This is a genomic window from Telmatocola sphagniphila (assembly GCF_018398935.1).
Taxonomy (GTDB): domain Bacteria; phylum Planctomycetota; class Planctomycetia; order Gemmatales; family Gemmataceae; genus Telmatocola; species Telmatocola sphagniphila.
The window spans coordinates 5,617,207-5,641,962 of the sequence record NZ_CP074694.1; the positions used below are offsets into that span (position 1 = coordinate 5,617,207).

A 24,756-nucleotide genomic window follows, 5' to 3' on the forward strand; every position below is an offset into this window, starting at 1 on the left:
CATACCGAATTCGAGAGTGTCAATTGTGCTGAATTTATTAGTTGAGCGATTGCGCTTACAGCAAATTTACGCGATTATCGCTCTCTCCGGTTGGCTTCTGTCGGGATCGTCGATTTACGCTCAGAAAGAGGCGTTGAACGAATCGGTTGAGAACCGAGAAGAGGCTTCCTGGAAAATCGCCCGCCAAATTTGGGAATGGGCTGAACCGGGCTACCAGGAATCCAAATCCTCGACTTTGCTGGCCGACACTTTGGAAAAAGCCGGCTTCGAGGTCAAGCGCGGCGTTGCCAAGATTCCGACCGCTTTCACTGCCACGATCGGCTCGGGCAAACCGGTGATCGCCGTCCTGGGCGAGTATGATGCCCTACCGGAACTTTCGCAGGACGATGTGCCTTTTCGGAAGCCCCGGCCCGGCAACATCTACGGCCATGCCTGCGGCCACAACCTCTTCGGCACCGCGTCTGTTTCGGCTTGTCTGGCGCTCGCGGAAGAAATCAAAAAGGGAAACATTAAGGGGACACTTCGCTTTTACGGCTGCCCGGCCGAAGAAGGCGGCTCGGCCAAGGCGTTCATGGTCCGCGATGGCCTGTTTCAAGATTGCGATATCGCATTGCATTGGCATCCCGGTAGTAGGAATTTGGTGGGCGATGCCAGTTGCCTGTCTCGCGCGGCTGTCAAGTTTCGCTTTTACGGGATTGCCTCGCATGCGGCCGCAGCTCCCGAAAAAGGCCGATCGGCTTTGGATGCCGCCGAGCTGTGTGCCCATGCCACGGAACTATTGCGCGAACATACTCCCGATTTCACTCGCATCCACCACACCATCACCCACGGTGGCGGCGGGGCTCCCAACGTAGTACCGGAATTCGCCGAGATGTTCTTCTACGTCCGCCATCCCGATTTTCGCGAAGTGCAGAAGCTGTACCCGCGACTCGTGAAATGTGCGGAAGCGGGAGCCCTCGCCACCGAAACGAAACTGGAAACTCTTTATCTGGGCGGCACTCTTGAGCTCATGCCCAATAACACTCTGGCCCAGGCCGTGAAGAAAAATCTGGTGCCGTTGAATCGAATTCACTATTCGCCGGAAGAAATGAAGTTCGCACTCCGAATTCAGGAAACCCTGTCCGAGAAAGCGGATCTGGATTTGGTGCGTCGGGTGGATGATGTTTCCGGTAGTGTCGGCAAAGGTTCCACCGATGTAGGGGATGTTTCCTGGGTAGTGCCGACCAGCGGCTTCTACACAGCCTGCTTCGTACCGGGTACTTCCGCTCACTCCTGGCAGGCGACTGCGGCCACCGGATCCTCGTTAGGTAAACAGGGGATGCAACTGGCCGCGAAAACACTCGCGGCGACGGCCTGGGATCTTTACCACGATCCGAAATTGATTGAAACCGCCAAGGAAGAGTTCGTCCGCCGGCTCGACGGACGAAAGTATCAATCGCTGATACCCAAAGATTTGAATCCGCCGCTCAACTATCGGGATCCGCCGAAGACGAAATAACGACCCCAAATGGGTCGAGGTCGGAACCTCGACCCGTGAAATTATCAATTCTTAGATTCGCTGGCGAAAAGGCGATGCACGATACCGGCGACAATCGCGCCTCCTATCGGAGCCGCCCAGAACAGCCAGAGCTGTTTGACCGGCCAATCGATACTGCCCTGAAACTTCATAATCAAAGCCGGGCCGGTGCTGCGGGCCGGGTTCACCGACAGGTTGGTAATCGGGATGCCGATCAAGTGAATCAGAGTCAGGCCGAGCCCGATAGCGATGGGAGCGAAACCGGCCGGAGCCTTGGCATCCGTAGCTCCCAAAATGATCATCAGGAAGAAGAAGGTGAGCAACGCTTCGGCGACTGCGCACGGAATCATCGTGTAGCCGCCGGGGGAGTGTTCATCGAAGCCGTTGCAGGCGAAACCATTCTTGAGATCGAAACCGCTGTTGCCCGAACCGGAAGCAATGAAGTAAAGGAAACCGGCGCCGACAGCACCCCCCAATACCTGGGCGAGGATGTAAGGAATCAGATCCTTAAAGGGCATACGGCCCGCGAACAATAAGCCGAACGATACCGCTGGGTTGAGATGGCAACCCGAGATGTGACCGATGGCGTAGGCCATGGTCAATACAGTCAAACCAAATGCGAGTGCCACGCCGACAAAGCCGATTCCGAGTTGAACGCCATCTGGCGTGAGATACTTGGCGGCAAGGACGGCGCTGCCGCAGCCGCCAAATACCAGCCAGAAAGTTCCGAAGAACTCGGCCAGAAACTTCTTACTTAAATCCATACTGTTTCCTTCCGGGTGTGAAGAATGGTGAAGATAACACGCTGTTCAGGTTACCTCGATTGTCCGTAATTAATCTGATACGTCAAGAGGCTGTCGGAGTGTCAATTTGACAGGAAGCCGGGTGGCCAAAATTCCTACTTAGTTGAAGTTGCAAGTTATTGACAGGTAATGAGTTACGGCTATTGTTCATGGAAATCTGAGCGTTTGGCGCGCCACTTGCTTTGTCCAAACTCGACAAGTTATCCCGAAGGTGGCTAGCATCTTCGGGTCAAAAAACACAGACGAGCGCGGTGGAATCGCCAGCGTGATCCAGAGGTCATTTATCTGAGATCGGCCCCGATTCCGCGCGTTCCCAAACAGGAGTTAGGACAATGCGAAATGGCTTACCCGTAGTTCGACGAAGTGTTCGAGAGTTCCCTGTGAACAACTGGTTCGATGGTTTCTTCAACAACCTGCCCAGCTTCGTGGATCAGGAATCGGTTGCGAAGAACCAGGGAGTTTACATCCAGGAGCAGGAAAACGACGTATTAGTCTATATCGATGCACCTGGTTTCGAAGGAAAGGATTTCGACATCCAGTTCGGCGAAAACAATCTGAAGGTAGAAGCGGAGCATAAACCAGAAGAAGAACTGAAACTGCCATTCGGGCACCGCAAAATGAAACGAGTGATTGAGTTCTCTCTCGATATCGATCACAACAAGCTGGATGCGACTTATCGCAGCGGCGTGCTGTGCATCAAGCTGGCGAAGGCCGAGAAGGCTCAATGGCGCAAGGTGGAAGTGAAGTAAGAGAAGAGCGGTCAGCGGTCAGCTTTCAGCGGTCAGTGAAAAACAGAGAGGGGACAGGTATTGCTCAGGGTGCCTGTCCCCGACCCACTTTCTATGCGATAGCGAGCTTGATTATTAACGCATCTCCACAAAGCTTCCGATGGGTCGCTAAATTTGTTTTTTTAACGACGCATCGTCAGATGCGTGCATTGGAATTGATTCGAAGTAAAAAACCCGAGCCACTTCGTTTATTAGCGACGCATCGTTAGATGCGTTCTTGGGAATTTAATCAATAGGGAACATTAAAGGAAGACAGTAGACCTCGGAAGGGTCGGGGACAATCCCAAAAGCAGAGCCCGTCCCCTCTATTCGCTGAAAGCTGACCGCTGAAAGCTAAAAGCTCTCAGCTCCCCACCCCACCTACGCCAAAATTTCCTTAATCACCTTGCACGGTTCCACGCCCGTCAACTTCTGATCCAGACCCATGAACTTATAGGTAAACTTGTTATGGTCGAACCCTAACAGGTGCAGCACCGTCGCATGAAAATCGTGCACGCTCACGGGGTTCTTGATGATGTTATAGCTGAAATCATCCGTTTCCCCGTAGGCCATGCCCGGCTTGATGCCGCCGCCGGCCATCCACATCGTGAAGCAGCGGGGGTGATGGTCGCGGCCGTAGTTGGTGCGCTCCAGCCGGCCCTGCGTGTAGACCGTGCGGCCGAATTCCCCGCCCCAAATCACCAGTGTCGAATCAAGCATGCCCTTTTGTTTCAAATCCTGAATCAGACCCCAGCAGGGTTGATCGACATCCTTGCACTGATCCGGCATGCGCTTGGCCATGTTGCCGTGGTGATCCCAGTTGTTGTGGTAGATCTGCACGAAACGAGTGCCCCGTTCCACCAACCGGCGAGCCATCAGCACGCTGTTGGCGAAAGTGCCCGGCTTCTTGGCTTCATCGCCATACATGTCGAGAGTTTTCTGATTCTCCTTCGACAGATCGGTCAATTCCGGCACACTGGTCTGCATGCGGTAAGCCATTTCATATTGCTGAATTCGCGTGCGGGTTTCCGGATCGCCGACTTCCTCAAAGGTCATCTGATTCAGCTTGTTCAGGCCATCCAGCATCTTCCGGCGAGTTTCACCGGAGACACCGTCGGGATTGTTGATGAACAGAATGGGATCGCCCTTGGCCCGGAAAGAAACCGCGGCATGTTCGCCGGGCAGATAACCCGACTGCCACAACCGGGCGCTGATCGCCTGCACCTGCTCCTGATTGCGCGGCACGGCCACCATCACCGCAAAGGTCGGCAGATTCTGATTCAAAGAGCCCAAGCCATAGCTGACCCAGGCCCCGAGGCAGGGACGGCCCGTCACCTGATTGCCAGTCTGCATGTAGGTAATGGCCGGCTCGTGATTGATCGCTTCCGTGAACATCGATCGAACGAAGCAAACATCCCCGGCCATCTTGGCTATGTTGGGAATCATCTCCGAAAGCCACATACCGGAGGGGCCGTACTGCTTGAACTTGTACATCGTCGGACAAAGCGGAAATCGCGATTGTCCGCTGGTCATCGTGGTCAGACGCTGGCCGTTGCGGACCGATTCGGGAAGATCCTTATCGTAAAGGTCGTGAAGTTTCGGCTTCCAGTCGAAGAGATCGAGTTGGGAAGGTCCGCCGACCATGTGCAGATAGATGATATTCTTGATCTTGGCCGGGAAGTGCGTTTCCGGCACGGCCGCCCCGATCCCGGTTTTAGTTCCGGTAGCCCGGGCCGTTTCCTGACCCAGCAAGGCGGCCAGAGCAGCGCCGCCGAGCAGGTGCGTGCCCCGCCCAAAGAAGTGCCGGCGGGTCAGATTCAGACCAAGATTCTGGAGAGAGTTCATCGGTTTCTCTTTTCGCAAATAGAGTTCGCTTCTTTAATCGAAGCGAACTTTTATCGAAATAAATCCGCCATCCGCCGCGTTCGCGGCCATGCAATTATCTCTTACTTGTTCAAAGCCTCGTCGAGGTTCAGAACTTCGTTCACCAGCATCGTCCAGGCGGCCAACTGCTTGGCATCCACCTTCGGATCGGCCTTCGATTCGCCCACGGCAATCAGCTTCTTGGCCTGATCCGGCTTGCTGTTGTATTCCGTGTGAAGATCCTTCAAGCCAGCTGTGAGAATCGCCATTTCGGCCGGTTTGAAAGGCCGAGACAGCACGATTTCACCGAGCAGTTGAATTCGCTCTTCGTCGGTCTTGGCCGGAGATTTCAGAAGCTTCTCGGCCAGGTTACGATCGGCTTCGACGAACTGGATGTCGTTCATCGTTAACAGCGCCTGAATCGGGGTGTTCGTCCGTTCGCGGCGGACGGCACAGGTCTCCCGGTTCGGGGCGTTCAGAATTTCCATCGCGGCGGGTGGAGCGGCCCGCTTCCAGAGGGTATACATGCTCCGGCGATAGAGATTCGCGCCAGTATCGCGGCGATAGTCGCGGGTGTTACTGCCGATCATGGCCACCGCTTCCCAGACCCCATCGGGCTGGTAGGGTTTCACACTCGGTCCGCCAATTTTCTTCGTTAACAGGCTGCTGGTGGCCAGGGCGTAATCGCGAATCATCTCGGCATCCATTCGGAAGCGCGGGCCGCGCGACAGCCATTTATTCGAAGGATCGGCATCCAGCTTCTCTTTGGGAGTTACAGCCGATTGACGGTAGGTAGACGACATGAAGATCATCTTGAAGAATTTCTTGATGTCCCAACCTTGCTCGCGGAACTCGATGGCTAACCAGTCGAGTAACTCCGGATGCGTGGGAAGTTCGCCGGTAATCCCAAAATCGCCGCTGCTCCGAACCAGACCGTTACCGAATACTTCCTGCCAGTAGCGGTTCACCGTGACTCGAGTGGTCAACGGATGCTCCGGCTTCAGCAGCCACTCGGCAAAGCCGAGTCGGTTTCGAGGCAGACTTTTATCCATCGGCGGCAGTGATTTAGGCACGTCGGCCTTCACTTTATCCTTGCGCTGATCGTACTCCCCACGATTGAGAATGTAGGCGATCGGTTCGCCGTCCCGTTCATTCATGATGTGGGTGATGGTGCCGCGGGATTTGATGCGGACTTCCTCTTCCTGCAGTGCAGTCGAATCGCTGATTAGCTTCTGGTAGGGCTTGTCCTGCGCGGCCAACCAGGCTTCGAACAGCTCATTGTTTTCTTGCGGAGTTCGCTTTTCTTTCTTCAGCAGATCGGCACATCGCAGGCTCTTGGATAGCCGTTCGACTTCTGCCACATCCAGTCTACGGTCGTAAAGACGGACATCGCCGATGGCGATCTTGTCGTTTCGATTGTTGTCGCCGCGTGCACCAATCTGGAAGGGAACTTTCGTGCGGGTGGTCGAATCGGGTTTCAAATTGTTACTGAGGATATCCACCGCTTGAGCATTGCCATCCACAAAGATGCGAACACCTTCGCCTTTGGCACTGCCATCAAAAGTGATAACGACTTGCTGCCACTGGTTCAATTTCAAAGGAGTCTTGCTGACCACCTTCACGGCATTATCCGGCCAGTTACTGATGAAGTGGGTACCCACCCGATCATTTTCCATCCAGAGATCCCATCCCCGATGGGCCGGAGGTAGATCCATTTTTGCGATAACTGCGCCTGTAACTCCGCGAGCATGTGGCTTGACCCAAACGCTGACAGTAAAGGGTTGCTTGGTGTCGAAATCGCCCACGCTTTCATGGATGTTCAGCGTTCCGCCCGCTTTCACCTGAAAGGCTTTTTCGGAGAAGCGTCCCTTATCGCCCCAGGCAAAGCCGGTTTCCGCCGTGATGAATTCTTCCTTGCCATCTTTCTTGTACGCCAGTTTCTTTCCCTGGCTTTCATTGAGCGGCATTTCGAATTTCAGGCCATTCTTCGGTTCCCAGTTGGCTACCGTGGCCGGGGTTGCGGTTTTGACCCACTCATCGAAATCTTTGTGAGCCGTTTTCTTGCGCTCGGCGATCTGAGCCCGAACCACATTCATCTGCTTGGTTACCGTTTCCCATTTGGCTCGATCTTCTGGCATCGGAACATTAATGATTGGCGGTGTATCCTTAATGTTGCCGTCCATCGCGGCCTGAGTGGTGTTGTTGAAAAATGCGGCCATCGAGTAGAAATCCCGCATCGTCAGCGGATCGAACTTGTGATCGTGGCACACCGCGCAACCGGCGGTCAGTCCCATCCAAACTTGGCTGACCGTCTCCGTGCGGTCGCGGTTATAGAGGACCAGGTATTCTTCGTTGATCGCCCCACCTTCATTGGTGGTGATGTTGCAGCGATTGAAACCCGTCGCCACTTTCTGGTCGAGAGTCGGGTTATTCAGCAAATCCCCGGCCAGCTGTTCGATGGTGAATTCATCGAACTTCATGTTCTGATTGAAGGCGTTAATCACCCAGTCGCGGTAGGCCCACATTTCCCGATAGTTGTCGAAGTGGATGCCGTGAGTGTCGCCATACCGGGCGGCGTCCAGCCAGTAACGAGCCCGATGCTCTCCCCAGTTGGGGCTGGCCATGAACTTGTCGACGACTTTTTCGTACCAGTTCGGCGATTTGTCATTCACGGCCGCTTCCACATCCTTGGGATCGGGCGGCAGGCCGGTGGTATCCAGAGATAAGCGTCGAATCAGAGCCCGGCGTTCCGCTTCGGGGGCCGGCGTAATCTTCCGCTTTTCCAGTTCGGCCAGAATGAAATTATCGATCGGGTTGGTCACCCACTTTTGATTGGCCACCGTTGGAATGGCCGGTTTCTTCGGCGGGATGAATGACCAGTGGGCCTGATATTCCGCGCCCTGATCGATCCACTGTTTCAAAGTCGCCAGTTGGGCCGGGGTGATATTCTTATTCGTCTCCGGCGGCGGCATCTTCTCGGTATCGTCTTTGGACAGGATGCGAACGATCAGTTCGCTTTCGACGCTTTTCCCGGGGATGATGGCTTTCTTGGCCAAAGCCCCTTCGCGCTGATCGATGCGAAGTCCCGCTTTTCGGGAAGCACTATCCGGCCCGTGACAGGGAAAGCAGTTCTCCGCGAGTATCGGACGGATGTCCCGGTTGTATTCCAGCTTGGTGGGAGATTCCGCATGAACGGCGATTGCACTGGCAAACAACCCGAGGAGAGCGGATTGGAATCGCAACATTGTGGGATCCTTTAATATCGGAGAAGGGCGATTTTCTTCCGGCAGGTCGGTAGGTAGGTACCTGCCTCACACTATCTAATATACCCGCAGACGGTCGTAAGAACAAACCCGAATTTGTGCGGAAGCAGGAATTGGAAAGTGAAAATTCGACGGACTTAGGCGGCGCTACTCGGTCGGTTTTTTGCGAATGCCGGGGGTGGCCAAAACCGTAGTCCGCAGATTCTGATTCTCGCTGGGCGTAAGATTGGACGTCAGAGCCAGCTCCGCAGCCAGTTTCAGAGCTTTATTCGACGGTTCCTGCTGTCCCAGTTGCGTCCAGCACAAGTAGAGGTACCAGGCCGGGCGGGCTTCGGTCGGACTCAACTTCTGAGCCAGCTTGAACTCTGCCGTCGCCTTCAAAAATAATTTCTCGGAAAGGTGCTCATCGGCATCTGAGACCGACTTGGCACTTTTCTTCGCCAATAAATAAAGCCCGATCCCCCGATGCAGATGCTCGGCATAGCCTTCGTTCATTTCGTCGGCCATTTCCATCAGACGGGTGTGGCAGTGAATCAGGTGTTCGTGTGCCGGTCCGGAGGCCTCTTGGGCATCCGCCGTGAAGCGGTCGAATTGCCAGTACGCCTCATCAAACTGCTTCATTTTGTAGAGCATCTCGGCGAGGTAGGCCCGAATCATAATCTGATCGGGATTAGCCGCGATATGCTGTCGGAGGTGCTCGGCCGCTTCCTTGGGGGCCTGCTTTTCCATGCACTCCGCGGCCTTCATGAGGTGATCGACTCTCTCAGCGCTCGCGGCTTCGGGCAACTTGGTTTCGGGCTTCTTAACCAGCACGGTCGGCGCGGCGGCCACCAGTTTTTCCGGTTCCGCGGGCTTGGCCGGGCGCTCGATTTCGACCGGGGGCGAGACATTATTCAAAGTGGCGACCGGAGGAGCTGCCGTTTCCGTACTAGGGATAGCAGGAGTTTCGACCCCCGCCGGGCTGGGCGTAGAGCTGTTGCGAGTACTTTGGCAACCCATGACCACAGCGAGAACTATGAGTAGGCTGAGATACCGCATGAAAAGCCTTCCGACTGAGAATGCCGATAAAATCGGCTGTGCCGGAAAGTATCGAAAAATGGGTAATATCGAAATTAGCGAATGCTGGGGAAGCTTGGCAAAGTGAATGATAATATAGGTAATTTGATAGGGTAATGCGGATAGTGAGGGCTCATGGAAAACCTGACTCCGAAGAAGACGCACTTACCGCCGCCGAATGGGGCTTCCCCTCCCAAGGCCAGCGCCCATCGGCTCAGTCTGTATTTACGTTGTCTGGAGCCGTTGCAGGTAGCGAAGCAGGAAACCATTTCGAGCAAGCGAATGGCGGAAATGCTGGGGATTCGGGATGCCCAGGTTCGACGTGATTTGACCTACATCGGCAGTCTGGGTCAGCGGGGGATCGGCTATTCAATTCCTAGTCTGATCGCGGCCATTCGCAGTGCGCTGGGACTCAACCGAAACTGGCCGACTATACTGGTGGGGGTGGGGAATCTGGCTCGGGCGTTGATCCGCTACCAGAATTTCCGCGAACATGGCTTCGAGATCTTGGCTCTGTTTGATTGTGACGCCGGGAAGATCGGCACGCCGATTGAAGGCATGACAATCCAGTCGATTGGCGACCTGAGGAGTACTCTCAAGAAGGTACACGCCGAGTTGGCTTTGTTGACGGTGCCAGCCGAGGCCGCGCAGTCGACGGCGGAGTTGCTGGCGGAGGCAGGGATTCGGGGAATTTTGAATTTTGCTCCGGCGGTGTTGAGGTTGCCAAAATCGGTCCGGATCGTTAACATTGATCTTGCGATGCAATTGGAGCAATTGGCATTTAGCGTGCAGTCCGCGGCTCTGGTCTGATCGCCTTTTTTACCCGATAGTGTAACGGTAGCACAAGGGATTTTGGTTCCCTTTGTCTAGGTTCGAATCCTAGTCGGGTAGTTCACTTTTTTTGACGCCTCAAAAAATCCATAAGTAGTTATCGGATAAGCACTTACGAAAAACACCCTTCGTGCTTGTTTCGTCGCCAAACGCCATTTTGGGTGCAAATTGGGTGCAGCATCGCTCCCGCGTGGGGCTCGCGTCGCTGGACCTATCCCTCACAATTTGTGGGGAGGATTTCTTGATGGAGGTTTCCTCATGGAGGGCACGTTACGAACAATCTTATTACGGAACCTGTAACTTCTGAACTCCGAGCGCATCCAAATACTAGCCGTGAGACGGACTGGGGCTATGTCTCGCGAGCAACTCTCACACGAGTACTTTTGAAGCGAGTGAAGATTCATGGACCAGGGAAAAACAGAATCCAGAAAGGACACCGCAACCGATTTGTGTCCCCTCGATTGTCCGATTCATAAAACTCGGAGACCCGCCTGGATCGCCATCGGCTGGTTGACGGCGGCGGTTTCCTCACTCTATATCTCCGACATCCCCTACGATTTCGGCGAAGAATTATGTGGAGTCTGGGGTTGTTTTCCCCCTCTCCAGTCGCTGATCGCCATGCATGCTTTCTGGCTGATCGCACTCCTGGCATTGGTGTGGGTTGTCCATTTCCGTAGTTCGCGATTTCTAAGACCCTTGGCCGCCGCATTCCTGGCCGTTGGCTGCTTTGGAGCTTTCGGATTAGCGGGTAAAGATTTAATCCGATGGTGCCAATCTGTTTCCGTCGAAGATCAACAGTACTGGCCGAAGCGAGTGGGCTATATCCTGGCCACTTCCACGGATCTCCCATTTGTGGAACTCGCAATTTCCGGTCTAATTGGCTTGCGGGTTGGATCTCAACTAGGCTCCGGCGAATCCGGCGGTTGCAAAAACGAATCCGAAGCTTCTTAGTAGCCATTAGCCACGCGACTAACAATTTCGCCCAAAACCGGAATTTCGTGTAATCCTTACGCTCGAGTTCCGACTAATCCGATCTAGCGGCTCACAAAAACGGATGCCGACTAGATGCCGAGTGACCTTTCTGGATCGATCTTTACCTCTGCCATTTCTCGATCCTGCGAACTGGGTCGAGAATCATGGAGATGCTCTCTATCAGTTTGCGACGGGTGACACTGGCACCCCATCTCAATAAACGCAAGTCCCTGTACAATCTAGACTTGGGTGGCACTGGCTATCTGACAGTACCATTTCGATATAACTCCCGTTTTCGGATCGAATTTGTTTCTGAGTTGGCGAAATGTCTCCGAGATTTCTCTTTCTCAGGCACAGGCAGATAGCCAGTGGGACCCAAAACATTACCTGACAATGACTTACGGTGATTCTAAAGGGTTGTCAGTGCCACCCGCCGGAGTTTTATTCCCAGGTGCTCGAAGGCCTGGAGTGGTGGGTCCGTTCCGATCAGTGGATTTCGGATCGCGGGCAATTCGTCCCGTTCGCCTGGCGCTGGCTGAGCAAATCCAAGTGGGTCGAACGGCCGGCGTTGCACCGATTGAAACCGAAATCCCAGAGCAAAGATGACCTTCTGGCGAGCTATGCCGCCGACGTTTACGGAGATCCCGATGAATCAGGCCCGAGCGATCAAAGACGCGAAACCTTTGTCCTTGTTGGAACCGGAGCGAATGCTGGAGATCGCCGAGAAGCCCTTCCGCCTCCTGCCGCGTGAAGTCGCCGGCCCGGCGTTCGAACTGTTTTCGTTATTCGCGGACAAAGAGAAAACCGCCTTGCCCCTGTGTGCGAGTCTGTCGGTTTGGATCTCCCGCTGGGGGGTCGATGTCGAAGACATGATCAAGATCCTGCACGACGCGACCAAGCCCGGAGTGAGGGCCGATGCGAAGTTCCCGGGGAGTTTGGTGGACTATCTGGCGACGAAGGTGCAACTGTTGATCGATGAGCGGAAACGCGAAGCGGATCGGAAACGGATGCGTGACAAAGCGGCCGCGGAGGAAGCGGGCGCCACGGTAAAAATCAACTTGGCCGAGGTGCTCGGCGGGATCGGAAAGAGTGTTTAACCCCCACTGGAAAAGCGACTATGATTGAGGCCAACACTGACGAGCGAGCTTTAGGCCTGGATGGATGCTTTGCGCTGATGGGCGAAGTGGAGTGCCCGCACTGCGGCGTCTCGAATCTAGGCCTTAAACCAGCGTAGTTTTTTTGGGAATTGTTTCGATTTATCGAAGAAAGCTCGAAATCCTTTTTGTTTTCTGCGGTTTGTGTAAGTAACCGCTTAACAAATCGACAGTCGCAAAAAGGAGTTTCGAGTGAATGTTATTTTCGGACGTTGGTTTCAAAAATGCAAGAGTCGAATCGAACGTCGCCTGGCTAAGCGAGAGGCCGCGATGACCTTCGCTCCTTCTTTCGACGCCTCCAACATTCATTACGAAGTCTCCGAACGCGTGGGGGCGATCGGTTGCGGAGGCCTCGGGGCCATGCACCTTCTGGCCCGGCGTATCGGACTGATCGACGACATCGACGAGAAGTTGCATCTGCTCCAATTTCAAAGGCCTTACTCGGAATCGGACCACGTATTGGCCATCGCTTACAATTCCCTTTGCGGGGGTACCTGCCTGCAAGACATGGAACTGCGTCGCAGCGACGAAAACTTTCTCAACGCCTTGGGCACTCAGCGTTTTCCCGACCCGACTACTTCGGGCGACTTTTGTCGACGCTTCGATAGTGGCAGCATCCAGGCTTTGATCGACGCTTTCAACCAGACCCGTTTACGCGTCTGGTCGAAGCAACCCGATTCCTTTTGGGAATGCGCGAAGATCGACGCCGACGGCAGCTTTACCCAAACGCGTGGCGAGCGTAAAGCGGGGATGGACATCAACTATAACAGAGACTGGTGTTACCACCCCCTGGCGGTGACCCTGGCCAACACCGGTGAGACGCTGAGCATCGTCAACCGTCCCGGCAATCGCCCTTCGCACGAAGGGGCCGCGGTCGAACTCGACCGGGCTCTTTTGCTGTGCCTTCAAGCGGGCTTTCGCAGGATCGTCTTTCGCGGCGACACCGATTTCTCGCAGACCACTCGCCTCGACGGCTGGGATGCCAACGCCAAGGTACGCTTTTATTTCGGCTACGATTCGAAGCAAAACCTCGAAGCAATCGCGGAAAAACTGCCGGAAGCGGCTTGGCACAAGCTCGAGCGTCCCGCGCAATACTCGGCGAAAGCGAAGTTGCGACACCGACGGGAAAACACCAAGGAGCGGATCGTCCAAGAGCGGGAATTCGTAAATGTGAAGTTGATCTCCGAAGCGGTGGCCGAGTTCGAGTACCAACCGACCGCTTGCCGAAGGGCGTATCGCCTGGTGGTGATTCGCAAGAATCTTTCCGTGGAAAAAGGCGAATCCGTTCTGTATCCGGACGAACGCTATTTCTTCTACATCACCAACGACCGGGAGTGCACGGCCGCCGAAGTCGTCTACGAAGCCAACGATCGCTGCAATCAGGAAAATCTGATAGCGCAGCTCAAGGGCGGTTGCCGGGCCTTGCACGCGCCGCTGCACGATCTGGAAAGCAATTGGGCGTACATGGTGATGGCCTCCCTGGCCTGGAACTTGAAAGCCTGGTGGGCCTTGACGTTGCCGGAAACTCCTGGTCGCTGGCGGGAAAAGCATCGGGACCAGAAGCAGTCGGTTTTGAAAATGGAATTCAAAACCTTCCTCAATGCTTTCATGCTTCTGCCTTGTCAGATCGTCCGGAAGGCCGGCCGCATCGTCTATCGATTGCTCGGCTGGAACCCGCACTTGCCAATCTTCTTCCGACTACTGAAAGCACTGAGGTGCTGATCGTTCGACCGACTGAAGTCGGGATCCGGATGTCCCGATCCGATAAAACGCCGAGAGCTATTCGCGGAAAGGAAGAATGTTTGAAAAATAGAAGTATGCGTTCGGCCGAGCGAAAAGCTCCGGCGCGGAGGACTCATCGAACTATCTCGCTAAAACTCCCCACGGAATTGGCATCAAAAACTTCGCTTGTTTAAGGTCTAGGCGATCACTGGGACCTTGACAAAATCATCGACCTGAAAATGACCTGCCCAGAATGCAATTCGCAGATTAACCTTGATGCGTTCTGTTGAAAGTTCCCTAAAGTTCATGGCTATAGAACATCAAAGGCGAGTACTTCTTTCTAATACTAAAAAGTTGTACTCGCCCAGGATTTAAATCGCTTTCAGAAAGACTACCTTATGGAGTTCCTTTTTCTTTAAGATGCTTCTCGATAGTGTGTTTCATATCAGGTTCCTTCACATTCGATGTGAAATCAATTCCTGATTGCCCCTCTTTGGCAAAAAGTCTGTAGTTCAGCTTGTGACTGTTGGCATTTGCTGATTGGACTAGAACTTCTTTCTGAAGTGCTCCCAGGTAGAGATTGTTTCCACTCTTGTCACCATCTACAAACCACACTAAATCACCGCTTCCCCAGTGTCCGAAGATTGCGGATCCATTTTGCAAATCGTCTAAAACTGCAACATAGCCCTGAACGATCGAAGGATTGCTCTGCTTATCTGCTGCAACTAGAACTTTGACTTTGCCGTCAGCATCCACAACTCGAAGCTGTCGAGCAGTAACGATGTCGAAATCAGCATTTTTGCGATCTGCTATGGTCCTGGCACCCAAAGTGCCAACGCCAAAAAGTGCGATGAGAGCCGCGAGTAGAATCCGACTGTTTCGCTTCATCGTTTTTTTAAGCGACGCATTCTCTCGTTCCAGATCATGTAGGCGAGTTTCAACAGTGCTCATTTTGACTCCATTCTGATTAGGACGTACGAGTTAAACTGGAATCTTGGATTTGCGGTTTCCGGTTAACCAAAACCCTCAAGCTCCAGCTGGTAAGAACGATAGGCTGGGCAATTTGGGAACTCAATAGGTTCAGGGAATTAAGTAGACATCTTCACAATTGGATTTCATTCAATTTGCTAAAAACATCAAGTTAATAAACATTGAAATTAAGCGAGAAAAATAAGCAGTTTTCTTCTACGCTTCGACCAATTTCTAATAATTCTCTACTGGGTTAGCCGCTTCACAAATCATTATCACTCGACATGAATTTATCTTACGAGAGAGTATTTTGTGGGCGCAAATACCCTCGCAATAAATTTATAAGCGTTTTCCATATTTAGAAATTGGAGTTGAGAATCATTTCGAATCTGACCGGCGAACTTGTTTTGGTAATCACGATTAACACATTCGCAAGGGGTAATCTTTCACTCTCCTGAACTGAGCTTCACGGGTAGATCAGGTAGTTTCCCTGTAAGCGTGTAGGTGCGGAGGGCCGATTCGGTCTCCTTTAAAGGATCCAGGTCCCGTAGCTTCAGGGTGCGATAAATACTCATCAGAATGCTTCGCGTCCGAGCCCCCTGCTGGCTGTGACTGCCGAAACTGACTTTCCGCATCATCACGCCCGGTCGGATTTCTCGCTCCCCCTTATTGTTGCTCTTGGGCACTCCCTCTATTTCCAGAAACGTTAATAGATCGTCGCCGTAATCGAACAAACGCTTGGCCAATCTCCGGGCGTGGCGGTTCGTCCACGGTCGCACCGCCAAATCGGTGATCCGCGTCTTAAGCCGCAGCAATCGGCTGTCGTAGCTCTCCTGTTGCAACTCTTCGATACCCGCCTCCAAACGCACGGCATCGGCGTAAATCCGCCACAGTTTCTTGCAGAATTCTGGCCAATCCTCGCCGTTTTCAGAGCCTTCATCGACCGCCGTCAAATCCCGCAACAAGTGAGGCCAACACTTCTGACGCTTCTGGGTCACGATGTCGTACGCTTTCCAGAAGTCGCTGACCAGAACGCCCTGGAAGGCTTCCGTGAAGAAGACCTTCAAGGCCTCGTGACCCCGCTTGGGGTGAATCCGATAATAGGTCGCATCGTCCCGCGCAAAACACCACAGCCAGGACGTCACTCCTTCGGTTCGCCAGCCGGTCTCATCAGCGTGCAGGACGCCGGCCAAAAGACATTCGCGGTGAATCTGCTCGTACCAGGGTTCGAGTACCTCGGCCAGACGGTGCCAGATTTCGGTCAAGCCGCCCACGCTGAGTTTCATCTGAAGGTGGCCGTTGAAGACCTCCAGGATCTGACTCGTCGTGGTACCCAGTCCGTAGTGCAGCCAGGCCGACAGGACCGTAGTTCGATGGCCCAGCTGACAGCCTGGCAGAGCGTCGGGAACAACCGGTTCGACCTGCTTTTTGCACTTGGGACACCAGTCGCGATGAATCGTGTGTTCGGTCGTCTGAGCGTGCAGATCGTCGGGAATATCTTCGATGATCCTTAGGCGTTTGCGGTCGGTGCGTTGCAAAGCTCCCTGGCAGCAGGGACAGACCTCCAGTTGGTGGGTCTGGCGTTTATCGATGCGGGTGGGAATTGGGCGATAATGACCATCGTGTCCAGGCTTGGGGCCGGCTTTTCCCTTCTTTTTCTTGGGATTCGCATTCGGCTTTAAGTAGGGAGCGATGGATCCCGAGGGAGTGTTTGGCCCCAGAGGTATCGTGCCTGCAGCGACCGCGACGCTCAGCTGAAGTAACAGAAACTGCAATTCCAGGGGATCACGATGAACGAACTCCCGAGCTTGTTCCGAAGTCAGCTTTCCGCTTCGGAACGACGCCAGGAAAGTGGGATCGAGAACGGGAGTTTCCGTCAAAGTTGGAATCGCAGAAGCCATGACGGAGTGATAGCAAATCGCAACCCCTCGCGCAAGACCAGTTCAGGGAAGTGAAAGGTTACCGCAAGGGAATCCTAAGTTCTCAAAGCCCTCTCCCGCGCCTGCGTGGACTACGGGCGGCAACTGGCGGGACTGCCGAAACTGGAGTGGAAGGGGTGACAGTAGGCGTTCAACCAAATACTAATCCCGTCTAACCATTTAATGCTTGCCGCAGCACGAAAAACACTTTAAACTTCACTTATGCGTTTTTCAGCCTGCAACACACCTAACGGACGGGACTTATGCTAAACGATTCTTTGCGAAGCTTTACCAAATCAGATCGCAGTCAGGAAAGAGGAAAGAGATGGCATCGCGAAAAGTGTATATATTGCCAAGAGGAATATTCCTCACGGATCGGCGATCATTTGCCTCCACAAGGTTACTTCCCAAAAAACAGGTACGATGCCACAAATTTTATAACTGTTCCCGCTTGTGAAGGTTGCAATCGCAGTTTTTCAGATGACGATAACAAATTTATAAGAGATTTGACTCTGAAAGAGCCTGGGCCGATTCGCTTGGAAAACGACGAAGTGATTGATCGTGTTGGGAGAGGGATTGATCGAAAGTTTGCATTAGGTGTGAGACATGAAAAACATGTTTCACCCGGGATGATAGTGTTATTCGAGCAAATGACTTATAAACCTGATGTGCATGCGCTCGTTAATGTAACTTGTCGAATTGTAAAAGGGCTCTACTATCATCGATTTAAAATCCCAGTACCTTTGAATACTTATGTTCAAACCTGCCCAGTCGAAATTCTCTGTAGAAGCTATCCCGAACTTTACGAGCGATTTAATATCTATTTTTCTGAAAGAAAGCCTATCTCAAATTGTGACGGTCGCTTTCAATACAAGATGGGGCAAATTAGTGATGTTCACTATTGGTACCTGGAATTCCATCCCGCAGGAGTGGGTTTCGTAGGGATAGTGAATTTAAGCGAAAAAAGATCGCACACAACCGAGATCGACTCAACCTTGCCCGCCTGCTCCAATGCCTGAATGAAGCTAAGCTCCTCCTCCTGGACTCTCGCCGACCTTCGGCGAGTTCCGCTCTGGTTGCGGCTCGATCCCGCGATCTGTGACCGCAAGGGTGAATTCACTCTTCACGGGGCGAAGTTCGCTCGCCTCGATCCCGACGCCTTGGAGCCGATTCCGACGGGTGACACTGGCATCCCATCTCAATAAACGCAAGTCCCTGTACAATCTAGACTTGGGCGGCACTGTCTATCTGACAGTGCCATTTAGAAATCATCGATTTTCAACAACAAATCACCCTATTTCAACCCAGAAGGAATTCACGCCCCTGAAAGTCGTACCCGCGCCAATCACCAGGAAGACCATGAATAACTGGCAAATCTTGATCTCCCTCTTCCAGAGTCTGCGTGGTGGCACTGGTAACCTAACTAACTCAACGCAAGTCATTATCCAGTCATGGTTTGGCTGGCAATGTTTATCTGCCACCCGCCGTTTCGATATAGCTCCCGCTTTCGGATCGAATTTGTTTCGAAGTAGGTGAAATGTCTCCGAGATTTCTCGTTCTCAGGCACTGGCAGACAGCCAGAGCCACACAAGATTTTACTAGGCAAAGACTTACGGAGATTGTTTCAGTACCATTTCCCCACAACCCACTTTGCTACTCTCTTCTCTCTCGATTACTCTACAGCGTGCAGGGAATCGGTCCATTTCAGGATTACAAAAGCCTGCCTGCGAGCTTCGTCTGTTTGATTCTCGCAGTGATCCTACCAGCAGTTCAGAACTTTTCAGAGAAGGAGGTCATCGATTGGGTTCAAAATCGGTTTTCGACGAATAGCCCCAAAACAGGCGTATTTCCCAAGAAATAACCTAAGGTCATCAAAGTCGCGTTTTCCACTATGTGAAAAATGATGATCTGATGACCTCTCTAGGGAAATCCCTTAAAGAAATACCGTTTTTGGTCGAGAAAAGATCGGGTAGTATCTGACAAATTGTCCAATTCAGGCTTGATTCGACAACATTTTGCTCGAATTTGATCTCACTGACGGCAGCAAAGGGAATTAGTAATCGAAAAGAAGGTAATCGAGGGGAGGAGGCATCGTGCAATCGATTGGAGACATCTCTTTTAGCCAACACGATTGGATCGAGCGAACCATCAAAGGAGGTATCGAAGAGAGTTGAGAAAGCGGAGATTTAACTCATCAACGATTCGTTTTCGGAACTGCGGGCATGGCAAACAATCGTGTAACTGGCTTAAAAAATCGGAGCCGGTGGAACCGCCTTATGGGAGGTTGCTGCGACCGGCTCCTACGAAAACTTTGAGCTTGAACAGTCCGTCGGGTCGTGCGGAGGAATTTCAACCGCACGAGGGATTGATTACTTCTTGGCTTCAGACAAGATTGTCTTCAGTTCACTTTGCAGATCGGCCAGATGAGCAAGCGTCGTCCCATCCTTGGTTTTCGCTTTGGCGGCCGTGATCTCCGTATCCAGCTTGTTCAAAGCAACGCGAGCCACGCTACGCAGTTCGTTGTTCTTCGGCCCACTATCCGGGGCTGCCATTCGGCGTGGCCCGGGGGGCGTCGGTGCGGCTTCCGAGGCAACAGGAGTTTGGCTGAATTCCGTCTTCAAAATTTCCAGGTAGCCGAACTGGAGGGTGCGACGCAGAGGGTCGATCTTCGGTGCATCCTGCTTCAACTCGGAAAACAGCCCAGCCTGCAATTCGTTGACGAGTTCTGAAACGGTGTAAGCCTTCTCTCCAATGAGAATTTCTGAATCATGTAACCGTTCGATGCGCGGCGAAGAGAGAAGTGTCGCTAGCAATCCCCGTTGCTGATTGGAAATCGTCGCCGCCGCCCCCGTGTATTTGAACTGATTCACGATAGCCGGATTCAACAGTTTGGTCGGTGTCGTGAACGCATTGTCGAGTAAGAATTTGACCGCAGCCTTCTGCTTTTCCTTCGGAACTCGGACGAAAGTTTCCCCTTCGCGACCGGCCAGGATGCGGTTTTCTACAACGCCGCCTACTTCTTTGGCGACGGCCTGGAACCAGCGACTCCGGTGGGCCAATATGTTACTGTAGACTTCTTCCAGAACGTTGAATTCTTCTCCTTTTTCCGTGGTTGCCGGGACCAGATAATCGAGAACGCGATCCAGATTTTTCAGTCCCAGAGCGGTGGACTCGACGCGGTCGCTGCCGATATTTTCGGTCAGAACAGTCGGGTCAACACCTGCGGGGCCGTCTTCCCCCCCAAAGCGCAGGAAGGGATTTTTGATCTGCTCGGCGGCCCATTCATCCAGCGTTTTCTTTTCGTCGTCGGGCGATTTGGCTCCGGCAATATTCTTGTAACCCCAGTCGATGGCAAAGAAATCGTAGGGAGCAATGATCGGGAACAGATGCTTGACGTTGTCTTCGGGCTGGGCAACGTAGTTGAACCGGCCGTAGGACATAATGGAAGCGACCGATCCGTTTTTGGCCGCGAATTCCGGGTTGCGAAGTTGCTCGATGGAGTACGCCTGGCTGGCCCGGTGGTTGTGACGAAGACCCAGAGTGTGACCGACTTCGTGGGTCGTGATATAGCGTAGGAGCTCGCCGGTCAGCTCGTCCGGAAGCGGGAATTTTCGGGCCTTAGGATCCAGGGCCGAGCATTGGATGAAGTACCAGACCTGGGAGAGTTTCACCACATCGTGCCAGAAAATGATATGAGAGGAGATGATTTCTCCCGAACGCGGATCGTGAACGTGCGGCCCCATCGCATTAGCGACTGGCTCGGCGACCCAGCGGATCACCGAATAGCGAGCGTCTTCGGGATCGAAGTTCGGATCTTCTGCCTTAGTCGGAGCATCCTTGCAGAGAATCGCGTTTTTGAAACCGGCTTTTTCAAAAGCTTTCTGCCAGTCCTCGACACCCTTCTTGAGCGACGGCCGCCATTTCTCTGGAATTTCCTTCGAAAGATAGAACACGATCGGTTTCACCGGTTCGCTGATCTCTGCGTTGGGATCCTTCTTTTCCAGTCGATAACGAGTGATGAATTTTCGCTCGGTGGCCCAGCCTTTGGAGAAATCGGTGAAGCCTTCGGTGAAGTAACCCACCCGCGAGTCGAAGAGCCGACCGGTCATCGGTGTTTCGGGAAGCAGGACCAGACTCTGATGCACGAGAGCGGTAACGCTCTTGGGGGAACCACCTGGTCCCGCGGCCGGGCCGGGGCGGAAGGTCATGATCGAACGTGATTCGATGTTGGTTGGAAAGTTCTTAACTTCTGAGAGATAGCTTCGGCTGCCATCGACGGATCCCGCGGGACCGCCCGAGGCACGAGTTAAAGAGAGATCGGGATAACCGTTTATGAGTACATCCGAAACGTTTATGACTGACGAGCGGTCTTTACCTTCGCACTCCACTTCGAAGGCTGCGATAATAGTATCCGTCGAGGACGCTTCAATCGAGGCGAGCACCGCCCCCCCGCTGGCCCGCTTAGAAAAACCGACGCGCCAGACGTAGATCTTGTGGCCCCGGCGCTCGAACTTCAACACGGCAGAGCCGAGCGATGTCCCGCCCCAACTCTGGCCACCCGGTCCCTTAGCGACTTCGGCCTGCCAGAGGAACAGCCGTCCAAGTTTGTCCTGGGGGATCTCGAAAAAGACTTTGTCCTCTAATCGGTGAACTGCAAAAACGCCCGCCTGGGTCACGTACTCCTTGGTGATCACATCGTCATACTTTTTGATATCGCTCTTGGCGGCTTGTTTGCCTCGAGGGCCGCCGGGGAATTCTCCCTTGCCTCTCTCTTGGGATTGCACGGGTCCGACGGCCAAGATGAGGCCGATACCCAGCAAGAAAAGTGTGAAAAATCGAAAACGCATACTTTATGCTCCGTGGTTGTAGCTTTCTAGTTTAACTTCTGGGATATCTGTGTCGACTAGGTAGGACTTACTAGGCTCAGATATGGTTCAATTCGAATCCTACAAGCTTAATTATTTGCATATTCGGCAATATCCGCGCATTGATATCTCGTTCCCGATTCTTGAAGGGAGTTGCTCAATCAGACATTTCTACCTTCGAACCGATCCTCAGGAGAACTCTTCGACTTTCCTTCGGGGCATTGGTTTGGAAACATTTTCCGGGATCGACAAGGCTGGGTCGGCTCCTCCTATTCCACTTCTAGGCGTTCACGTGTCGCGTAATCCAGATTTCGATTGAGGAGAACCCCTAAGAATACGTTTACCGGGATTACTCACAGCCTCGGGTCGATGCGGCCGCCCTATGGCGATTCTTTCCCTCTGGCTGTATATTTCGAAAAAGATTCTCTTCGTATCTCGAGTACACACTATGCCAAAGTCTCATTTGCTCGCCGCACTTTTGTTTGGTCTTCTACTGTTTCCTTCACTAACTCGAGCCACTGAACGGCCCAATATTCTTTTGCTTCTCACCGACGATCAGGCGGAATGGTCTCTGGGTTGCTACGGCAACAAAGAGTCGAAATCTCCGACTTGCGACAAGCTGGCTGCCGAAGGGGCTCTATTCAAAAATGCCTTTGTCACAACGCCGGTTTGCAGTCCGAGTCGAGCGACTTTTATGACCGGCCTGCAAAGCACCCAGTGCAAGATCGGCGATTGGATTACACCGGCTCAAGGGACCAATGGTCTGGGACTCGATCCCCAACTACCGACCTGGCCGAAAATACTTCATACAGCGGGTTATCGAACCGGCTTGGTGGGTAAATGGCACTTGGGAAATCAGGCGAAATATCACCCTCTGGCTAATGGATTCGATTTCTTTGCCGGATATCTCGACGGCGGCTGGGATCCGAAAGATCCGCTGTTGGAAATCGATGGCAAACAGACAAAGATCGATGACTTCAGCGTCGATCGCTCCGCTGCGGATGCGATACGATTCCTGGATCAATCGGCGGGAAAACCCTTCGCCCTCTGCGTGCATTTCCGGGAGCCGCATACTCCCTACGTGCCGATGCCCGAAGCCGATTCCGCACTATTCAAAAACCTCAATCCAACCATCCCCGATTACCCGAATCTGAGAGTCGAACAAGTCAAAACCTGGACGAAACAGTACTACGCCTGCGTCCACGCCATCGACCGGAATGTGGCCAAAATCCTCGCGAAACTCGACGACTTGAAGCTCGCGGAAAATACGCTCGTGATCTTCACCAGCGACCACGGCTACAACATCGGCCATCACGGCATCCACAGTAAAGGTAATGGTAACTGGTGCACCACCGACAATAAGGGGGTACGGCCCAATATGTGGGACACCTCTCTGCGGATCCCGGTTATCATCCGCTGGCCGGGGGTCATCAAGCCGGGCACGGTTTACGAGGAATGGTTCAGCAACCAGGATCTGTTCCCAACGCTTCTCGGCGCTGCCGGGGTCGAAATCCCAAGAGATTGGCAGGGAAAAGGGCACGATCTCTCGACTCTGATGCGCGGCAAACCGTACCAAAAGCGCGAAGTCCTTTTCGGGCAATACGACATTTCGAACACGGCTTCGCAGAGAATGCGGATGATCCGGACGAAAGATTGGAAGCTCGTTCGCCACTATGAAGTGGAAGGGCAGGATGAACTCTTCGATCTGAAGAACGATCCCGGGGAGCTTCGGAATTTGTATCGGGAGGAACAGCAAAAGGCCGTCCGGGAGCAATTGCAGATGAAGTTGATCGAATGGATGAAATCGATTGAAGACCCCGCCGCTAAGTAAGACAAGCTGACGATTACTCCCAGTTCTACTTGTTCGTTAACGCGGTTGGGTTCGGGTATGGGCAAGTGGAAATATAATGGTCCCCAAATCTGATTTTCGGGGATTGCCTCTTCGGCTTCGGCTTAGAAGCTGAATACTTCGCTTGGGCAGACACCGCTAGGATTTTCAACCATCGACTCACTTCATTGCCGCCAGCTTCTTCCGAGTTTCACTCAGTACCTCCGCCAGCTTGACAGGTATTCCCCCTTGAGATTTGCTTTTATGAACCGCTTCCATGAAAGTAAATATCTCGATGGTTTCCTCTGCGGTCACAGGCGGCTGACGAAAGCGTACAAAATTGGCAATTTCGATAGCCAGGCCCTTATATGCCATGTACTCGCCGTGCGGTGCGACCCATTTGGTCGGCACGTCATAGCCGTAGTCTCCGGATGGCGATATTCCCTTGTCTCCGAAGACCATCGCCCGATAGGTGATGGCTCCCTTCTTGATTCCGCGATAAGTGCCGACTCTACCGTCTTTCCAGACTCCCGTGGCGAACTCGGCTTCTTCGGTGCATGCCCGGGTGACCGAAGTGCAGCCAGGGCCCATGATCGTATAGAGAGTTTCCACACCGTGCACAGCTTTCCAGATGGTATCGGGGTGCAAAGGATCGTTCGGGCAACCGCCCCAGACACTACAACCCTGGACTTTGCCGACTTCCGGATGGTTGCGCATGCCGATAAATCCCGGAACGAAGCGGTGTTGAGAGCAGGAGAAAAGCGGCGTGTGGTTAGACTTCGCCAGATCGAACAGAGTGAGGACATCGGCGAGGGAAGTGGCCATGGGTCGGCCGATATAGACCGGTTTGCCCGATTTCACAACTGCCTGGAATTCCTTCAAATGCGCTCGGCCATCGAGGCTCATGATCAAAATGGCATCGCTACGTTCGACCACTTTGTCGATCGAGTCAAAAATCTCGACTCCCTGCTTTTTCATTCCTTCCACCCATTTTGGCAACGACTGAACGCTCTCTTCAATGTCCGGGCTGCCTCCGGGATAGGCCGCGACGACTCGGATTCCCTGCAGTTCAGCGGGCGCTTTCGGATTGTGAAATTGCGAGGTGAAATCGAGAGCCTGATAATTGTCGAGACCGACGATGCCGAGTTTCACAACCGGCTTTTCAGCGCCTTGGGTTGTGGATGTGAAAAGTAAAAGAAAAACAAAGAGACTGTAACGCATGAATCGC

General features: G+C 53.2%; 17 protein-coding genes and 1 tRNA gene. 10 read left to right on the forward strand and 8 right to left on the reverse strand.

The annotated features are described in order from the left end of the window. Positions 1 to 25: 25 nt before the first annotated feature. Positions 26 to 1,498, forward strand: coding sequence for an amidohydrolase (locus KIH39_RS22485; RefSeq protein ID WP_246539390.1), 1,473 nt, complete (start codon positions 26 to 28; stop codon positions 1,496 to 1,498). 44 nt (positions 1,499 to 1,542) lie between these two features. Here the strand turns inward: KIH39_RS22485 and aqpZ are convergent, their stop codons facing one another. After that, a complete protein-coding gene (aqpZ, locus tag KIH39_RS22490; RefSeq protein ID WP_213495618.1) occupies positions 1,543 to 2,280 on the reverse strand; it encodes an aquaporin Z in 738 nt (245 codons plus the stop codon). A gap of 371 nt (positions 2,281 to 2,651) precedes the next feature. Between aqpZ and KIH39_RS22495 the strand changes: the two genes are divergently transcribed. Continuing rightward, a complete protein-coding gene (locus KIH39_RS22495) occupies positions 2,652 to 3,068 on the forward strand; it encodes an Hsp20/alpha crystallin family protein (RefSeq protein WP_213495620.1) in 417 nt (138 codons plus the stop codon). Positions 3,069 to 3,467: 399 nt separating this feature from the next. Here KIH39_RS22495 and KIH39_RS22500 read toward each other — a convergent pair whose 3' ends face one another. From KIH39_RS22500 to KIH39_RS22510, 3 genes are all read right to left on the reverse strand, one after another. Further along, positions 3,468 to 4,931 (reverse strand): DUF1501 domain-containing protein, encoded by a 1,464-nt coding sequence (locus tag KIH39_RS22500; protein ID WP_213495622.1) that lies wholly within the window; start codon positions 4,929 to 4,931, stop codon positions 3,468 to 3,470. Positions 4,932 to 5,032: 101 nt separating this feature from the next. Further along, a complete protein-coding gene (locus tag KIH39_RS22505) occupies positions 5,033 to 8,194 on the reverse strand; it encodes a DUF1553 domain-containing protein (RefSeq protein WP_213495624.1) in 3,162 nt (1,053 codons plus the stop codon). Positions 8,195 to 8,359: 165 nt separating this feature from the next. Beyond that, complete coding sequence (locus tag KIH39_RS22510) at positions 8,360 to 9,250, reverse strand: tetratricopeptide repeat protein (RefSeq protein ID WP_213495626.1); 891 nt, start codon at positions 9,248 to 9,250, stop codon at positions 8,360 to 8,362. A gap of 153 nt (positions 9,251 to 9,403) precedes the next feature. Between KIH39_RS22510 and KIH39_RS22515 the strand changes: the two genes are divergently transcribed. The 5 genes from KIH39_RS22515 to KIH39_RS22535 all read left to right on the forward strand — a co-directional run bounded on the left by KIH39_RS22515 (position 9,404) and on the right by KIH39_RS22535 (position 13,947). Further along, positions 9,404 to 10,078 carry a redox-sensing transcriptional repressor Rex gene (locus tag KIH39_RS22515; RefSeq protein WP_213495629.1) on the forward strand — a complete coding sequence of 225 codons (675 nt, stop codon included), beginning with the start codon at positions 9,404 to 9,406 and terminating at the stop codon, positions 10,076 to 10,078. 10 nt (positions 10,079 to 10,088) lie between these two features. Continuing rightward, a tRNA-Gln gene (locus KIH39_RS22520) sits at positions 10,089 to 10,159 on the forward strand. A 342-nt stretch (positions 10,160 to 10,501) separates the two neighbouring features. Continuing rightward, positions 10,502 to 11,050: a hypothetical protein gene (locus KIH39_RS22525; protein ID WP_213495631.1), complete on the forward strand. Its 549-nt coding sequence runs from the start codon at positions 10,502 to 10,504 to the stop codon at positions 11,048 to 11,050. Between the two features lie 623 nt (positions 11,051 to 11,673). Further along, positions 11,674 to 12,168: a hypothetical protein gene (locus tag KIH39_RS22530; protein ID WP_213495633.1), complete on the forward strand. Its 495-nt coding sequence runs from the start codon at positions 11,674 to 11,676 to the stop codon at positions 12,166 to 12,168. 249 nt (positions 12,169 to 12,417) lie between these two features. Further along, a complete protein-coding gene (locus tag KIH39_RS22535) occupies positions 12,418 to 13,947 on the forward strand; it encodes an IS1380 family transposase (RefSeq protein WP_213495635.1) in 1,530 nt (509 codons plus the stop codon). 396 nt (positions 13,948 to 14,343) lie between these two features. Here the strand turns inward: KIH39_RS22535 and KIH39_RS22540 are convergent, their stop codons facing one another. Both KIH39_RS22540 and tnpC read right to left on the reverse strand, forming a co-directional pair. After that, on the reverse strand, positions 14,344 to 14,898 hold the full coding sequence (locus KIH39_RS22540; RefSeq protein ID WP_213495638.1) for a hypothetical protein: 555 nt from the start codon (positions 14,896 to 14,898) through the stop codon (positions 14,344 to 14,346). A gap of 464 nt (positions 14,899 to 15,362) precedes the next feature. Further along, entirely contained in the window at positions 15,363 to 16,817 is a 1,455-nt protein-coding gene (gene tnpC / locus KIH39_RS22545; protein WP_213495641.1) for an IS66 family transposase, read from the reverse strand. 281 nt (positions 16,818 to 17,098) lie between these two features. Between tnpC and KIH39_RS22550 the strand changes: the two genes are divergently transcribed. Both KIH39_RS22550 and KIH39_RS22555 read left to right on the forward strand, forming a co-directional pair. Continuing rightward, complete coding sequence (locus KIH39_RS22550) at positions 17,099 to 17,854, forward strand: hypothetical protein (protein WP_213495644.1); 756 nt, start codon at positions 17,099 to 17,101, stop codon at positions 17,852 to 17,854. Then, positions 17,855 to 18,040, forward strand: coding sequence for a hypothetical protein (locus tag KIH39_RS22555; RefSeq protein ID WP_213495646.1), 186 nt, complete (start codon positions 17,855 to 17,857; stop codon positions 18,038 to 18,040). A gap of 1,164 nt (positions 18,041 to 19,204) precedes the next feature. On the opposite strand, the gene KIH39_RS22560 is transcribed toward KIH39_RS22555, so the two are convergent. Then, positions 19,205 to 21,682: a zinc-dependent metalloprotease gene (locus KIH39_RS22560; RefSeq protein WP_213495647.1), complete on the reverse strand. Its 2,478-nt coding sequence runs from the start codon at positions 21,680 to 21,682 to the stop codon at positions 19,205 to 19,207. A gap of 466 nt (positions 21,683 to 22,148) precedes the next feature. Here KIH39_RS22560 and KIH39_RS22565 point away from each other — a divergent pair, with 466 nt between their 5' ends. Next, the gene (locus KIH39_RS22565; RefSeq protein ID WP_213495649.1) at positions 22,149 to 23,531 is read left to right on the forward strand and encodes a sulfatase family protein; all 1,383 of its coding nucleotides are present in this window, start codon (positions 22,149 to 22,151) and stop codon (positions 23,529 to 23,531) included. Between the two features lie 177 nt (positions 23,532 to 23,708). Here the strand turns inward: KIH39_RS22565 and KIH39_RS22570 are convergent, their stop codons facing one another. Further along, the gene (locus tag KIH39_RS22570; protein ID WP_213495651.1) at positions 23,709 to 24,749 is read right to left on the reverse strand and encodes a Gfo/Idh/MocA family oxidoreductase; all 1,041 of its coding nucleotides are present in this window, start codon (positions 24,747 to 24,749) and stop codon (positions 23,709 to 23,711) included. Positions 24,750 to 24,756: the final 7 nt, after the last annotated feature.